This is a genomic window from Microbulbifer sp. ALW1 (assembly GCF_009903625.1).
Lineage (GTDB): Bacteria > Pseudomonadota > Gammaproteobacteria > Pseudomonadales > Cellvibrionaceae > Microbulbifer.
In genome coordinates, this window is sequence record NZ_CP047569.1 from 2,296,803 (window position 1) to 2,311,944 (window position 15,142).

Genomic DNA, 15,142 nt, shown 5'->3' on the forward strand with positions numbered 1-15,142 from the left:
GAGGTAGTGTGACATGGGTTGGGGGAGTCATCGGCTGCTGCCGGGTTACTGGTGGCAGCGTGCCAAGTCTGAAATCAACGGCTGGGATAGGGCCCGTATCTGCGAGGTCATGATGGCCTGGATACCGCCCGGCGCATATCGTATCGACCGCCGCTGGTGGGCTTATGCGGGCCTGTACCTGCTGATTGCACTGGGCATCTGGCTGCGGGTGGAACACATCTTCACCTTTAACCCGATGGACCATATCTGGAGTGACCCCCAGCGGCACTGGGAGCAGGGCACCGAAACCTTGCGCCGGGACCCCATGACCATGACCGACCCGGTGATGTATCAGGTGTATATCGGTGTATTGGCCAAATTGACCCTTGGTGAACCCTTTCTGGTTGCTCTGTATACCGCTCTGCTTGCCTGCCTGACACCCTGGGTCTGGTACCGGTTTGCCCGTGAACTTCTGCCTGGTCGTCTGCAGGCGACAGCGGTATGGGCTGCTATCTCCCTGCTGCCGGGTTGGATCGCGATTTACAGCTATTTCATGCAGGAAACCTTACTGCTGCCTCTGCTGGGAGCGGCGCTGTATGCCAGCTGGCGTTGCCGGCGCAAGCAGACACTGGCCAGCTTTTTGCTGATGGTGGCACTTTGGATGCTGGCGGGATTGACCCGGGGGATAGCGATTCCGCTGGCAGCGGTGGTGACAAGCTGGTTGTGGCTGGTGCAGCCACAGAAAATAGCGAAGGCCGGTTTCAGCCTGCTAATACTCGGGCTGGTAATGGGGCCTCTGGCGTATCGCAGCTATGCCGCCATGAGCATGGTTTCTCCTCACGGGATCGGGCAACTGGTTGCACTGTATCTGCGCTCCGGGAAGCGTGAGATCCATGTGCATTACAGCCGCGAAGGGGCGCAGTGGAATTACTGGTTTGGGTCTCCCTCCACCGGGGAAAAGCCGCTGGCCCCCCTGAGCGACTGGACGACGGCCCGCGACGGTCAGGTGCACGCGCGTATTCATATCGAAAAGGGTGCGGAAGATTGGCACAAGGCCCTGGCCAATTATCCACTGACCGCAGAGCGCTATCTGGCGCTGACCAAAGAAAACCTGGTGTATCTATTTTTTGGTTCCTCCTGGCCGGACAACAACCGCGAACGCTGGCTGGAAACCGTGAATCACCACAGCCGCTGGATATGGGCACCGCTGACGTTTTTGCTGTTGATTGCCTCCGCACTTTACTGGCGGAGAATGCAGGGCGCGCGATTATTCAGTGTGCTGCTGATGACCTGGATTCTGGTGCAGGGGCTGTTGCCCATTGCGGTCAATGAAGGGCGTTACCGCAAACCGGCTGAGGGGTTATTGTTGGTACAGGTGATACTGCTGGCTGCGGTGGTGCGTCGCCGGCGAGCAGGCCGCGACCAGCAAGCGTCGGAGATCGAGCAGGGGTTGCCCGCTTTCCTTACATCGACTATTTCATCTGCGCCGTCAACGGCTTCGTCGGCCTTGTCCCGGGATACGCAAACGTCATTGCCCCAACGGGAAAATCACGATGCGACTGCCTGATACTCCAGCGTTTTTAAAACCGCTGCTCGGCCGCGCCGGTCGGTTTGCCGCGGTGGGCGGTGTGGCAACGGGGGTGCAATACTTGTTGTTGGTGGCGCTGGTGGAGTTTATTGGTGTCGCCGAGGTGCCGTCCTCTGTTTTGGCCTTTTTGCTGTCGGCGGCGGTGAATTACTGGCTGAACTTTTACCTCACCTTCGCTGGCCGCGCTCGCCACCGCGAAGCACTGCCCAGGTTTGTGTTGGTGGCTGTTATCGGGCTTGCCATGAATACCCTGATTTTCTCCCTGACCCTGTCGATACTGCCGTATTTGCTGGCACAGGTTTGTGCCACCCTGGTGACGCTTATCGGCAATTTTCTCCTGCATCAATTCTGGATTTACCGGGAGCCGCAATGGAATTCGTAAACACGCAACCAGCGCACACCGATAACGAACCGTTGGCCTCGGGAGGTTCTGCTGGAGGAGCGCCCACGCTGGCCATCGTCGTGCCCTGTTACAACGAAGAAGCGGTGTTGGCAGATACGGTAGCCGAACTGTTGGAGACGCTGAATAGGTTGGAGCGCGAGGGGCACATTGGGCATTTATCCAAAATCTATTTTGTGGACGACGGCAGTCGCGATGCCACCTGGCCAATGCTGGAGCAACTCGCCCGCGACAATGCACGTATTGTCTCGCTGGCGCTTTCACGCAATCGCGGCCATCAGAATGCACTTTACGCCGGGCTCGCTCATACCGTAGAAGATATGGTGGTGAGTATCGACGCAGACCTGCAGGATGGTCCTGAGAATATTGCCCCGATGATCGCGGCCTATTGCGAGGGCAATGAGGTGGTTTACGGGGTGCGCAACCAGCGCGACAGCGATACCTGGTTCAAGCGTATGACGGCGGAAGGCTATTACCGCGTTATGCAGAGCCTGGGCGTGGATTTGGTGTTCAACCATGCGGATTTTCGCCTGATGTCGCGCCGCGCGGTGGATACCTTGCTGCAATATCCGGAAACCAATCTGTTTTTACGTGGCATGGTGCGGGAGCTGGGTTTCCGTTCAGCCTCTGTTGCCTATGCACGCAGGCCCCGCCTGGCAGGGGAGAGTAAGTATCCACTGCGGCGTATGCTGTCCCTGGCCTGGAAGGGGGTAACCGCGTTTTCCATTGCCCCGCTGCGGGCAATTACATTGCTGGGGCTGATTTCCGGTGGGGTTTCCCTGGGGTTGATCGCCTGGGTACTGATCGTAAAAATGTTTTCCGACAGCGTGGTGCCGGGTTGGGCCTCGATCATGGTGCCGGTGCTGTTTATTGGCAGCGTGCAGTTACTCTGCCTGGGGGTGATTGGCGAGTATCTCGGGAAAATTTATGAAGAGGTCAAGCGGCGTCCCCGCTTCCATTTGCGCGAGGTAGTCGGTGGCGAGACTGGTGAGTTGCAGGCAAGGGGCGGGCGCATTGCGGGCGGTAAGACGAGCGCAGATACGACAGAAATGCGGCAATCGAAGGTTTCGGGGCAGCTTGCGGATTGAGCCGCTGCCCCGGATTTTACCGGTCGGCTGGCGAGAGTGGCTTGGCTGGCGTTATTCGGACAGCAGGCGCAATGACAGGTCGATCGCCCGCAAGTGCTTGGTCAGGCTGCCGGATGAAATGTAGTCCACTGCCAGCCCGGACAATTGTGCAAGTCGCTCGCTATCCACACTGCCGGAGATCTCGATTTTTGCGCGACCGCGGGCAAGTTCGAGTGCCTCTGCGGTCTGCTCATCGGTGAACTCATCCAGCATGATGACGTCGGCATTGGCGTCCAGTGCCTGTTGCAGTTCCTCCAGGCTCTCCACTTCCACTTCTACCAGCGCACCGGGTTTGATTTTGTGGGCCTGCGCGATGGCATTGGCAATACCACCGGCTGCGGCAATATGGTTTTCCTTGATCAGGAAGGCGTCGTAGAGACCGATGCGGTGATTTTTGCAGCCGCCGCAAAGCACCGCGTATTTCTGCGCAGTACGCAGGCCGGGAATGGTTTTGCGGGTGTCTAGGATTTTGATTTCCGTGCCTGCGGCCAGGGCGGCGTAGCGGGCGGCGGTGGAAGCGGTACCGGACAGGGTCTGCACAAAATTGAGTGCGCAGCGCTCACCGGTCAGGATGGATCTCGCATTGCCGCTCAGTTCGAACAGCGTACTGTCTGCCGTTACCTGCTGCCCGTCTTCAACCAGCCAGTGGATTGTCATGTCCGGATCCAGCTGGCGAAACACTTCTTCAACCCAGGCTTTGCCGCAGAAGACGCAGTCTTCCCGGGTAATTACCCGCGCCCTGGCCTGGCGCTCTGCCGGGATCAGCTGAGCGGTAATGTCGCCGTCACCGACATCTTCCGCCAGGGCATTCGCGACGGCGCGCTCGATATCCTGAATCAAATTGGGGATGCGGGTGCTGGCTGGCGTCATGGTAAATCTCGGTTTGTGTGGTGCTCCTCGCATAGTTCTCACGTAGTTCTCGCGTAGTTGAGGGCGGGGAGCTCAATCAGGGGCGCCAATACTAGCAAATCAATGGCGTGTGTCAGCTGGAATTGGCTTTCTGTGCGGCCGAGGGCACCTCTCGGCACTGCCAATCAGGCAAATCAGCGCATTTTTCTCGGGTCCAGTGGAGGATCCCTGTGACAATGGTCGCAAAAATGCCCGTGCCACTTCGGCCTCAGTTGTGCTACTGGCGCCTAAGTCCGTAGAATCGGCGGTCGACCTATATCTATATAGGCGCACTTATAAAAGAAATACAATCAGGTTCGCAGGCGGCTTCCCAGAGCCGTTGCGGTTGCATCATACGGCGATCTCGCGAGGCCGCCGGCCAGGGCTATGTGGCAATGAAAGATTCCAACAACGTGGTATCCATGCAAGGTGCGCAGCGTGAGCAGCGGGAGATGAAACGAAGCTCTCAACTGCCAGCAGCGGTTGTTGCGGTGCGAGACCGGTCGCGGGCACTGCTGCTAGAGCAGGCCAAGTTGGTGTTTGCCAAAGTGGATGACTCCCTGTTTGCCATGGCCGAAAAAGCGCATGGGCAGAATGAGCAGGACGGTCTCTTCCAGGCGCTGCGCCTGTTGCGTGTAGAACGGCGCAAAGTGGTGGAGCAGTTTGCGGATAATGTTGCCCAGGCTTTCCACGTACGGGAGTCCTCTATTGATGGGGATGATCCCTATTCGGCAGATAGCCTGTCGCTGGTGCACAACGACGACCTTGAGCAACTGGTAGCAATCGACACCATGGTTGCCAGTGCCAAGCGCGACTTTGCTGAGCCGCTGACCGAAATTTCCCTGCGCCTGAATACCCTGCTTTCCGTAAAAATCTACGACAAGAACAATCCCCTGGGTCCTGACAGCATCTGCGATGCATTTGTCGAAGCGTCTCGTGGCCTGGATCTGCATATTCGCGCTCGCCTCACCCTGCTGAAAAAATTTGAGCAGCTGGTGATGGTGAATCTTGGCAAGCTGTACGAGCAGTGCAATGACCTGTTTGTAGAGCAGGGCGTGCTGCCTTCCCTGAAACAACAGCGCAGAGCGGCACGTCAGCGCCCGGTAGCGCCGGCCTCGCGTCCGCTGTCCGGGGGCGTACCCAGCCAGGGCCAGTATCACAGTACCGCCAGCCCGACTGCTGGGCAGTACGTCGAAGGACACCTCGGTGCCGGTCACGCGGCCGGCGTTTCCGGCGGCCATGGCCTGGTGCCGCTGGGCTCCGGGGTTGCGCCAATGGGCGCACAGGACCTGCTTTCTCACCTGGGTGCGCTGCAGTCTCATGTGCCCCAGAGTTACGCGGATGGTGAAATCCAGCTGTTGAATGTGAACAGCCTGCTGCAGGAGCGCCTCGTGGAGGTGCGTCAATCAGCGGCGCTGGCGAAGATGGATAGCGACGTCATCAAGCTGGTGGAAATGCTGTTCTCCTTTATTCTGGAAGATCGCAATCTTGCTGAGCCGATCAAGTCCCAGCTGGGACGCCTGCAATTGCCCCTGCTGAAAGTGGCGATTGGCGATCGCTCGTTTTTCAGCAAGGGGGGCCACCCCGCGCGCAAACTGCTGAATGAACTGGCGGACGCCAGCACCGGTTGGCAGGCAAAAGACAATTACGAATCCGATCCGCTGTTCAAGAAAATCAGCGAAGTGGTGGCCCGGGTACTGGCCGAGTTCGACCGCGATATCAATATTTTCTCCCTGTTACTGGAATCCTTCCGCGAATTTATCCAGCGGGAGCGCAAGCGCGCGGAGCGACTTGAGCAGCGCATCGTCGACGAGGCCGACGGCAAGGCGAAAACCCAGGCGGCGCGCGCACGCGTGGCGGCGGTGATGGACGCCCTGATGGCCGAGCGGGATTTGCCGCCAGTCGTATCGGAGTGGTTGGAAAAAGTCTGGGCCAATATGCTGTTCCTGACCTGCATCAAAGAGGGTACCGACAGCGAGAGCTGGAGCCGCGATGTACGCACCGCGCGCGACCTGGTCTGGAGTGTACATGCGCCCATGCCGGACAGCCGCAAACAGTTGCTGGGTTTGTTGCCGACCCTGCAGGAGCGTCTGAAAGCGGGCGTCGAAGTGGTTTCCCTGAATACATTTGACGCGCGACGCATGTTCACTGGCCTGAAAGAGGTTTACCGGGAGCGCTTCGCGTTGGCGCAGCGTATCGCCGAGGAGCGCAGTCAGAAAGCCCTTGAGCAGGCGCGCAAAGAAACCGAAACGCACACCCCGTTGGCGACGCCTGTAGAGGAGGCGCCAGAGGTTGCCGCTGTGGCAGCCCCTGAAGTCGTTGAGCCGGTGGTCGTCGAGCTTCCACAAATGGAAGAGCTGGAACAGGTGGTTGCAGCGGCAGAGCTTCACGTTGAGGAGAAAGCCGGTGTTGAAGCCATGCCAGAGTCTGACTCTTACTGGCAGCAGACTTACCGGCTGGCCCAGGGAAGCTGGTTTGAACTCAAGCGCGGTGATGAAGAGCAGTTCCGCTGTCGCCTGGCGGCAGTGATCAAGGATATTGATCAATTTATTTTTGTTAATCGCAATGGCGCCAAGGTGGCAGAATTTACCCGCCTGGAGCTGGCACACGCCTTGCGCAATGCCCAGTTGATGCCTCTGGATGACGGCATGTTGTTTGAGCGGGCGCTGCAGTCTGTAATCGGTACCGTGCGCAAGTCCCGGGGTGAAATGAAATAAACTCTGTGCAACCGGCGGATGACGAATTGCACAGTGTCATGATTTTGTAGCAAAACCTTGCGCTCAGAACACCGCTGGCGGCCTTTTCCCTTGGTCGCCACACTTCCCTCTATGACTCTCCTGTCTTGCTGTTAAATCCCTGCTATTTTCAAGGAAAATCACGAAAATTGGCCCTATTTGGCACTTGCGTGTCGCTTAGGTTTGCAGGATATTGAGAAATAGTTCCAATTCTATTGGGCTTACCTGCCAAATGGCGCCTGAATTTCCCGATGTATGCGTTCGAGTGCCAGTTGCTGATGGAATTGCAGTGGTGGGTAGAGGTTGTTGTGGTGAGAGGCGAACGCCAAATTCCAGCAAACCAAGAAAGCACTTTGTTGCGGAGTATTGAGATTAAGAGGGGCTGACTCTGCGATAGGTGCATTCTGAGCCGCTGCCAGGAGGGCATATTCGAGTGAGCATGGACGATATGGATAGAAAGAATAACGAATTATTTGTCATCACTGGCGGTGGCGGTGAGTCAGGCCCAAGTACCGGCACCAGGTTTCGAGCGGATAGCCGAAATAGCATGCCCCGGCAGCTTTCCAAGACCGTAAGTCTTGTTAATCAGAAAACTGCACAATGGCTGGAGTCGCGCGCACAAGAGGTCTTTGCGCAAGTTGATGACTCGCTGTTTGCCATGGCCGAAAAGGCACACCAGCAAGAGGAACAGGATCGCCTTTTTCAGGCAATTCGAGTACTGCGGGTTGAGCTTGGCGATTTGATCGACGGTTTTTGCGATGGCGTTGAAGACCGATTCCACACCCCGCGCAATGATGCCCCCGGTGAAGATCCAACCCAGTCGCCCGCGTCGCTGAAAAGCCTGTCGTTACTCAATAATGATGAGCTGGAGCAGCAGGTGGTTATCCGCACCATGATTTCCAATGTCAAACGGGATCATGCGGAAGCCATTGCCGCGCTTTCTCTGCGCCTGGATACCCTGCTGCCGCACAAAATTTACGATGAAAACCTGCCGCTCGGACCGGGCACCGTGTGCGCGGCCTTTGCAGAGGTGCTGACGGATCTGGACGTGTCTCTGCGGGTACGCATGACGGTGTTCAAGAAATTTGAACAGCATCTGGTGGGCCGGCTGGGTGAGTTGTATGAGGCGTGTAACGCCCTCCTGATTGAGCAGGGTGTGCTGCCGACCATTGAGGACCCGCTGCGCCACCACAAGGGCCGCAATATTTCGCCCAGTCAGGCTGCTGATCGCGTGCCAGGTGCACCGTCTGGCGCGCTGGGCGAAGAGTCGCTGGCCGGCTCCGATGCTCCGATGATCTCAGCGACCTCGGCCGCGGTGCCGCCTCAGGCGGGTATGGGGTATGCCGGCGCTATGTCGGGGGTTGCAGGCAGCGGATTGACTGGCAACCCATTGGATCGCGGTACCACCGGCGGCCACTTTGCACCGGGGCTGATGCCCGCAGGTATGGGGGTTGCCCCCATGGCCACGCCAACTCTGTTGCAACACCTGGGGCAGCTGCAAATGGCGCTGCCTGCCCAATCGGGGGTAACCGGGCAACTGGTTGATGTGTCCAGCATGCTGGAAGAGCGCCTGGTTACGGCCAAGCAGAGCGCTTCACTGCACGAGCTGGACAGTGAAGTCATTCGGCTGGTGGATATGCTGTTTTCCTTCATGCTGGAGGATCGCAACCTGGCTGAGCCCATCAAGGTTCAGTTGATCCGATTGCAGTTGCCGATGCTGAAATTGGCGGTGGCAGACAAAGCCTTTTTCAGCAAGGGCGGGCACCCCGCGCGGCGATTGCTGAATGAACTGGCCGATGCGGCCATCGGCTGGCAGCCCGGGGAAAATTTCCTGAACGACCCGCTGTATCGTGAAGTCTGCACCATCGTTGAAGGTGTGCTTGCGGAATACAATGAAGATGAATCGGTATTTGTGCGCCTGCTGGAAACGTTCCGGGAATTTTCCGTACGGGAGCGCAAACGTGCCGCGGTGATGGAACGGCGGACTATTGATGAGGCGCAGGGCACTGCGCGCGTGGAAGCGGCGAAGGCGCGGGTAGCCGCGGTATTTGATGCGCTTACCGCTGAGCGGAAGTTGCCAAAAATTGTGTACGAGTGGTTGAACCGCGTGTGGAGCAGCGTGCTTTTCAGGACCTGCCTGAAAGAGGGGACTGACAGCGGCGTATGGCGCCAGCACGTACTGACCGCGCGTGATCTGATCTGGAGCGTGGTGGCTCCTATGCCTGAAAGCAGCGTTAAAATGCAGCGCCTGCTTCCGGTACTGAAAAAACGACTGGAAGAGGGGGCGCAATCCCTGTCTTTGAGTAACGGTGACTGCCAGCGCCTACTGGGTGGATTGGAAGTGTTGTACCGTGAGCGGCAGAAGCTCGGAGAGCGGGTGGCGTGTGAACGCGAGCGTCGCACTCGTGAGCGTCTGGTTCAGGAGTTGCGACGGGAGGCGGACAGTGTCCTGGCGATTCCCGAGGCGGAAGTGGCAGCAACCGCCGCGCCTGTGACCGACGTTGTCGATACGGCAGCAGATGAGTCTCGCGAGCTGTATGCCTCACAGCCCGCGCTGCCTGAAGTGGAGCAAATTCAACAGGTGGTAACCGCCGCCGTGATGCCGAAGTCAGAGAAGCTGCAGCCACTACCTCAGGGAGACAGCCACTGGCAGCAGACGTACCACCTGAAAGACAGCTGGTTTCTGCTGCGTCACCCGGAAAAGTTGCCGGTGCGCTGTCGACTTGCGGCGATCATCAGCGACCTGGATCAGTTCATGTTTGTTAATCGCCAGGGGGCCAAGGTTGGCGTCTACTCCCGGCTGGAACTGGCCCACGCGCTGCGCAGTGAAGAGTTGTTGCCGCTGGAGCAGGGGCCACTGTTTGAGCGAGCGCTCGAGTATGTGGTGGGCAATTTCGGCGAGAGCAAAATAGCCATTACCGTGTGATACCCGCAGGACTAGCCAGCGCAGCGTGCGGCGGCTTCGCTGGCAAAGTGTGCTGTGAGGGATCGATTCACGAAAGAACCGGGGCTTCCCCGGTTTTTTTTGTTTGTTTTTCGTTCGTTTTTCTTAGCTAAGCTTGGGAATACCCACCTTGTTGCCGGGAATGGGTATCAGCTATTGGCAGTTACTTCGTCGCTTCCATAGAATAACCCTCTGCTTTAGCTCAGCGGAGTCGCGTTTGTGAAATATCAGGTCCAGTCAGGTTGGTTGTCCGGTGTTCGCCGGGTGCCGAGTCCGCACTGCAATAGTCGCCCGGACAATGCAGAAATAGACCTGTTGGTAATTCACAGCATCAGCTTGCCGCCGGGGCAGTACGGCGGCTCCTACATCGATGAGTTTTTCCTCGGCCATCTGGATATAGATGCGCATCCTTATTTCTCGGAAATTGGCACCCTGCAGGTTTCTGCGCATCTGTTGATCGATCGCAATGGACGAGTCACGCAATATGTCCCGTTTGATGATCGCGCCTGGCATGCGGGGCAATCGACGTTTTGTGGCCGGGAAAACTGCAATGATTTCTCCATCGGTATCGAGCTGGAAGGCTTGGACACCGATATTTATACACCCGCGCAATATGCGTCACTGGCGGAGGTGTCGGTCGCGATCATGGAGGCCTACCCGACCATCGATAAATCGCGCATTACCGGTCACTCGGAAATTGCCCCGGGTCGCAAGCTGGATCCGGGGCCTGGATTTGACTGGACGTTGTATTTTGAGCAGTTGGATCAATTGACGGGCGATACGCCACTTGTCTGAGACCTGCGGTTTGAGCGTCAGGTGAGGCATTAGGGCGAAACCTGCGTTTACCTGTGTTTATTTGAAAATTAAAACTACATTTGGGGAGTGCTATGGCGCTTTTGATTGTGCTGTTTGCATTGGGACTGGTGCAGGTCTGGGGCTCTGGAGGCCCACTCCATCGGGATGGCTGGTTTTTGCGCTGGCGACAGGCGGTGGCGCGGCAGCAGACCTTTGCCCAAAAGCAGGGACTTGAGTTCGGTGTTGTTGTCCTACTGCCCGTATTGTTAGCGGCGGTCGTTCTGGCGTTTGCTGAATCCATGCTCGGTGGTCTGGGGGTGTTACTGGTGAGTGTGCCACTGCTGCTGTATAGCTTTGGTCGCGGTAACTTCAACGATGCACTTTCCAGCTATCTGCGCGCCTGGTACCGGAATGATCTGGAAGGCGCTTATATCGAAGCGGAGCCCCTGCTGAAAGGGGTGCAGAAAGAGGCGCCCAGCGACGCCCAGTCTCTGCACCGGATTGTGTTTCGCGCCGCAGCCTACCGGGCCTTCGAGCGACTGTTCGCGGTGTTGTTCTGGTTCCTGCTACTGGGTGTTCCCGGGGCCGTGCTGTACCGGGTGAGTCAGCTCTATGTGGACACAACCGCTGCACCGTCCCCAGCGGAATCGGATGAGGCTGTGGCTGCCGTCGGGGTTGATGTCCAGCTGGCACAAAAGTGGTTGTGGTTACTTGAGTGGCTCCCGGTGCGGGTACTGGGCTTTACGCTGGCGATCGTGGGCAATTTTGCCGGTTGCTACCGGGCCTGGCGGGAGCACCTGACCTGTAAAGAGAGCGGTTCGGCGGACGTGCTCGAATACTATCTCGAAGGCGCGTTGGGCGGTATTGAAAGTAGCGAGTGCAGCGCCGGAGTGGCGGTCAGTGAGGGGCAGCGACTCTGTGGCGCGGAACTGGAAGCGCTGCAAAGCCTGTTATCCCGGGCGCTACTGATGTGGTTGACGGTGATTGCGCTTTACGTGATTTTTGTTAGCTGAGAGTGGTATTGATTGATGTCAGAGATTCCAGCTTTCGATGCCGACACGAATACTTCTGTCGTAGCCGATATTCCCGAAGCGGCGGAAGTGTTTGCCGCTGCGCAGCGGCTGACGGGGAAAATACATCGTACGCCCCTGATGACCAGTCGCGCTATTAATGCGGCGGCCGGCGCGGAAATCTTTTTTAAATGTGAGCACTTGCAAAAAGTAGGCGCGTTTAAGGCGCGCGGGGCTGCCAATGCGGTTGCGCTTTTACCGGCAGGCACTTCGCTGGTCGCGACCCATAGTTCAGGTAATCATGGCGCGGCGCTAGCCTGGGCTGCGGCGGAGCGAGGGATGAAGTGTACGGTCGTTATGCCGGACAATGCCCCGCTCGCGAAGCGCGAGGCCGTCGCGGCTTATGGTGCGGATATCATTTATTGTGCGCCGACACTGGAAGCGCGGGAAAGCACCCTGGCCGATGTAGTGGCGCGCACTGGGGCCCACGTGGTACCTCCGTTCGACGACCGCCGTATTATCGCTGGCCAGGGAACGGTCGCGCAGGAAATCATCGGTCAGTGCCGGGAGCAAGGTTTTACGCCGGATCTGGTCGTGGCGCCAGTGGGCGGCGGCGGGCTGCTGGCGGGGGTAGGCTTGGCCATTTCTGCGCTGGCGCCGGAAGTCAAAGTACTGGGTGCGGAACCAGCGGGGGCAGATGACGCCCAGCGTTCGTTTCGCAGCGGGCAGCGGGTCACGGAGCAGAGCCCGGATACCATGGCCGATGGCCTGCGTACCACTCTGGGCCTGCGGAACTTTGTCCTGATTCGCAGGACCATAAACGATGTGGTGACGGTTTCCGAGGCGGATATCCTGGCGGCGATGAAGTTGATTTGGCGTCGTACCAAGCAGCTGGTGGAACCTTCCGCCGCAGTAAGCCTGGCGGCGGTACTGGCGCATCCGGCACGCTTCAAAAACAAGCGGGTGGTGTTGGTACTGACCGGCGGGAATATGGATCTGGCGACCGTTGGCGATCTTATGCGGTGAGCACCGCTCTCGGCCCGGGGGGCTTACTTCGAGGGTTTATCTCCGGCTTTACCTCCGTATTTAGCACCAGGATTTAGCTCCAGGGATTTATCTCTATGTTCAGTAGTATCAAATCCGGATTCAGAGGCGGGCTTATTCGCAGTAATGGGACTGCTAAACTCTTGCAAGCCTTGATGATGATTGCGCTGTTCGGGGGCTCGGGATTGGTCGTCGCAGGTGAATTTACCTTGTCATCGACGACCATCGCCGAAGGCGAACGCTTGCGTCGGGCCCAGCTTTACTCCGGCCCTGATTGTGGCGGTGAGAACATTTCGCCGCAATTGAGCTGGCGGGGGGCACCGGAAGGAACCCGAAGTTATGCGCTGGTGATGCATGACCCGGATGCGCCCAAAGAGGGCGGCTGGTGGCACTGGATTGTATTCAACATTCCAGCGGGTGTTACCGATTTGCCCGAGGGTGCTGGGGAGCTCAAGGCCGGCCTGATTCCCGAGGCTACGCAGAGCCGCACAGACTTCGGCAGTCCCGGATACGGTGGCGCCTGCCCACCGGAAGGTCATGGCGACCACCGCTACCAGTTCAAGGTGTATGCGCTCAATATCGAGCAATTGCCATTGGGTGATAACAGCTCGGTTGCAGAGGTCATTGCTCTCATCAACAGCAGCAAACTGGCGGAAGCAACACTGGAAGCGAAGTTTGGCCGCTGACAAGCGGCGTTGCTGTCCTGCTCTTTTAGAATCGCTCACTCAAAAACGGACAATAAGGAATCGCTCTAGATGGTGAAGCAACAAGTCGGTTGGCTGGAAGCATTCCTGGTGTACTTTAAGCCCCGGGTGTTGGCGATGTTTTTCCTCGGGTTTTCCTCCGGCCTGCCTTATGCCCTGGTGTTTTCCACTCTTGCCGCCTGGCTGCGCGATTTCGGTATCAGCCGTACCGCCATCGGTTTTTTTGCCTGGGTTGGGGTCATTTTTGCGTTCAAATTTGTCATCGCTCCCTTTATCGATGCGGTTCCGATCCCCTGGCTTACCCGGAAGATGGGTAAACGTCGTAGTTGGATGTTGGTTTCCCAAATAGGCCTGGCGATTGGGCTTTACGGGATGGCGAATCTGAATCCGCAGCTGGCGATCCTGCAGGTGGCACTGGTTTCACTGGCGGTCGCATTTTTCTCCGCATCACAAGATGTGGTGGTGGATGCCTACCGGATTGAAGCGGTAGAGCAGGAATTCCAGGGAGCCATGGCGGCGAATTATGTGTTCGGCTATCGGGTGGCCGTGCTTATCTCCGGTGCCGGTGCTCTGGTGATTGCCGACCAGCTCAACTGGTACGTTTCCTATACCACGATGGCGGCACTCATGTGTGTGGGCATTATTACCACATTCATCATCAAGGAGCCGGATCACCGGAAGATGCAGGAGGAGGCCGAAACGTTCGAGCACGAATGGGTCGAGAAGGTGTTGGGTAGTGGTCAACACAGCCGGGTAAAAGAGTGGTTTGTGCGCGCTGTCGCCAGTCCTTTCCTGGAATTTTTTCAGCGCAACGGCCGCTTTTCGATACTGCTGCTGTTTTTTGTCAGTATTTACCTTCTGAGCGATATCGTCATGGGGATCATGGCCAATCCTTTCTACCTGGATCTGGGCTTTTCCAAGACCGATATCGCGCAGATTACTAAGGTATTTGGCTTCTTCTGTACCATCGCCGGCGCCTTTCTCGGCGGGGCGTTGGTGGTCCGTTACGGAATCATGCGCCCGCTGATCCTGGGGGCCTGCATGCTCACGGTCACCAACCTCCTGTTTGCCTATATGGCGCAGCAAGGACCCGACAAAATGTGGTTGGCATTTGTCATTAGCGCCGACAACATTAGTGGTGGCCTTGCGAACTCGGTCTTTATTGCCTACCTCTCGAGCCTGGTGAATCAGTCCTATACCGCTACACAGTACGCCTTGTTCAGCTCAATCATGAAGTTGCCGGGGAAAATTGTGGCCGGTTTTTCCGGTATTGTGGTCGATGCGCAGGGATATACCCACTTCTTTGTCTATGCCGCGATACTAGGGCTGCCAGCCATCATCCTGGCGGTATACCTGTGGTTGCGAAGCCGCAAGGAGGAGGCTGAGGAGGCAGGGGCTGCGTCCACTTCCTGATTGTGCCTTGGCCGGCAAATTGTCGGGGGCGCCGTTGGGCTCCGATTGCCCCAGTTTATCGGGGGGCTTGTCGGGACTGCTTTGGCGGGGTTGCTTTGTGGAGGTCGTCAGAGCTCTCCCGGCTGCGGCCAGCGATAGCGACCCAGATCCACTCTTCCTTTAATCAGCACAATACCCTCAGATTCAAGCCGCCGGATCTGCCGCTGGGCGCCGGGTTCTGGCAATGAAATTCGGCCCTGTGCGTTCAGCACCCGGTGCCAGGGCAGGCGGGTATCTTTGGGCAGCTTGCGCAATGTCTGGCCCACCAGCCTTGCCGCTCGCGGTAGCCCGGCCAATTCCGCCAGTCCACCATAGGTGACTACCCGCCCAGACGGGACCTGTGCCAGTGCAAGGCAGATGCGACTTGTGGCATCATGGCCGCCTGTTACGGTCTCCTGCGCCTTATCAGGCCCTGAAGTTGCACTATTTCCATTTTTTTTGGTCTTATTGCGCACTTTTAATTAATAACTCCAGGC

The 15,142-nt window shown here is 57.7% G+C and carries 12 protein-coding genes; 10 read left to right on the plus strand and 2 right to left on the minus strand.

Annotated elements, in window-relative coordinates; translation table 11 throughout:
- Positions 1-13: 13 nt before the first annotated feature.
- From GRX76_RS09470 to GRX76_RS09480, 3 genes are read left to right on the plus strand one after another with little or no spacing between them, the layout of a single operon-like run.
- Positions 14-1,546 (plus strand): hypothetical protein, encoded by a 1,533-nt coding sequence (locus GRX76_RS09470; RefSeq protein ID WP_236250615.1) that lies wholly within the window; start codon positions 14-16, stop codon positions 1,544-1,546.
- Entirely contained in the window at positions 1,533-1,949 is a 417-nt protein-coding gene (locus GRX76_RS09475) for a GtrA family protein (RefSeq protein ID WP_160153088.1), read from the plus strand. Before GRX76_RS09470 ends, GRX76_RS09475 begins: the two co-directional genes overlap by 14 nt.
- Positions 1,937-3,055 carry a glycosyltransferase family 2 protein gene (locus GRX76_RS09480; protein WP_160153089.1) on the plus strand — a complete coding sequence of 373 codons (1,119 nt, stop codon included), beginning with the start codon at positions 1,937-1,939 and terminating at the stop codon, positions 3,053-3,055. Before GRX76_RS09475 ends, GRX76_RS09480 begins: the two co-directional genes overlap by 13 nt.
- 51 nt (positions 3,056-3,106) lie before the next feature.
- Here GRX76_RS09480 and nadC read toward each other — a convergent pair whose 3' ends face one another.
- Positions 3,107-3,964: a carboxylating nicotinate-nucleotide diphosphorylase gene (gene nadC / locus GRX76_RS09485; RefSeq protein ID WP_160153090.1), complete on the minus strand. Its 858-nt coding sequence runs from the start codon at positions 3,962-3,964 to the stop codon at positions 3,107-3,109.
- A 413-nt stretch (positions 3,965-4,377) separates the two neighbouring features.
- On the opposite strand from nadC, the gene GRX76_RS09490 reads away from it, so the two are divergent.
- From GRX76_RS09490 to GRX76_RS09520, 7 genes are all read left to right on the plus strand, one after another.
- Positions 4,378-6,699, plus strand: coding sequence for a DUF1631 domain-containing protein (locus GRX76_RS09490; RefSeq protein WP_160153091.1), 2,322 nt, complete (start codon positions 4,378-4,380; stop codon positions 6,697-6,699).
- Positions 6,700-7,264: 565 nt separating this feature from the next.
- Entirely contained in the window at positions 7,265-9,643 is a 2,379-nt protein-coding gene (locus GRX76_RS09495; RefSeq protein ID WP_160153092.1) for a DUF1631 domain-containing protein, read from the plus strand.
- A 237-nt stretch (positions 9,644-9,880) separates the two neighbouring features.
- Complete coding sequence (ampD, locus tag GRX76_RS09500) at positions 9,881-10,456, plus strand: 1,6-anhydro-N-acetylmuramyl-L-alanine amidase AmpD (protein ID WP_160153093.1); 576 nt, start codon at positions 9,881-9,883, stop codon at positions 10,454-10,456.
- 92 nt (positions 10,457-10,548) lie between these two features.
- The gene (ampE, locus tag GRX76_RS09505; protein ID WP_160153094.1) at positions 10,549-11,469 is read left to right on the plus strand and encodes a regulatory signaling modulator protein AmpE; all 921 of its coding nucleotides are present in this window, start codon (positions 10,549-10,551) and stop codon (positions 11,467-11,469) included.
- Between the two features lie 138 nt (positions 11,470-11,607).
- Positions 11,608-12,492 carry a threonine/serine dehydratase gene (locus tag GRX76_RS09510; RefSeq protein WP_236250640.1) on the plus strand — a complete coding sequence of 295 codons (885 nt, stop codon included), beginning with the start codon at positions 11,608-11,610 and terminating at the stop codon, positions 12,490-12,492.
- A gap of 173 nt (positions 12,493-12,665) precedes the next feature.
- Positions 12,666-13,196 (plus strand): YbhB/YbcL family Raf kinase inhibitor-like protein, encoded by a 531-nt coding sequence (locus tag GRX76_RS09515; protein ID WP_160153096.1) that lies wholly within the window; start codon positions 12,666-12,668, stop codon positions 13,194-13,196.
- 69 nt (positions 13,197-13,265) lie between these two features.
- The gene (locus GRX76_RS09520; protein WP_160153097.1) at positions 13,266-14,627 is read left to right on the plus strand and encodes an MFS transporter; all 1,362 of its coding nucleotides are present in this window, start codon (positions 13,266-13,268) and stop codon (positions 14,625-14,627) included.
- Positions 14,628-14,734: 107 nt separating this feature from the next.
- Here the strand turns inward: GRX76_RS09520 and GRX76_RS09525 are convergent, their stop codons facing one another.
- On the minus strand, positions 14,735-15,025 hold the full coding sequence (locus GRX76_RS09525) for an MGMT family protein (RefSeq protein WP_201276986.1): 291 nt from the start codon (positions 15,023-15,025) through the stop codon (positions 14,735-14,737).
- Positions 15,026-15,142 lie beyond the last annotated feature (117 nt).

Excerpts from the sequence above, each read along its gene's own strand:
- nadC (WP_160153090.1), bottom strand. The coding sequence starts at position 3,964 with ATGACGCCAGCCAGCACCCGCATCCCCAATTTGATTCAGGATATCGAG.
- GRX76_RS09510 (WP_236250640.1), top strand. The coding sequence starts at position 11,608 with ATGACCAGTCGCGCTATTAATGCGGCGGCCGGCGCGGAAATCTTTTTT.
- GRX76_RS09475 (WP_160153088.1), top strand. The coding sequence starts at position 1,533 with ATGCGACTGCCTGATACTCCAGCGTTTTTAAAACCGCTGCTCGGCCGC.
- GRX76_RS09470 (WP_236250615.1), top strand. The coding sequence starts at position 14 with ATGGGTTGGGGGAGTCATCGGCTGCTGCCGGGTTACTGGTGGCAGCGT.
- GRX76_RS09480 (WP_160153089.1), top strand. The coding sequence starts at position 1,937 with ATGGAATTCGTAAACACGCAACCAGCGCACACCGATAACGAACCGTTG.
- GRX76_RS09490 (WP_160153091.1), top strand. The coding sequence starts at position 4,378 with ATGAAAGATTCCAACAACGTGGTATCCATGCAAGGTGCGCAGCGTGAG.
- GRX76_RS09515 (WP_160153096.1), top strand. The coding sequence starts at position 12,666 with ATGATGATTGCGCTGTTCGGGGGCTCGGGATTGGTCGTCGCAGGTGAA.
- GRX76_RS09495 (WP_160153092.1), top strand. The coding sequence starts at position 7,265 with ATGCCCCGGCAGCTTTCCAAGACCGTAAGTCTTGTTAATCAGAAAACT.
- ampE (WP_160153094.1), top strand. The coding sequence starts at position 10,549 with ATGGCGCTTTTGATTGTGCTGTTTGCATTGGGACTGGTGCAGGTCTGG.
- GRX76_RS09520 (WP_160153097.1), top strand. The coding sequence starts at position 13,266 with ATGGTGAAGCAACAAGTCGGTTGGCTGGAAGCATTCCTGGTGTACTTT.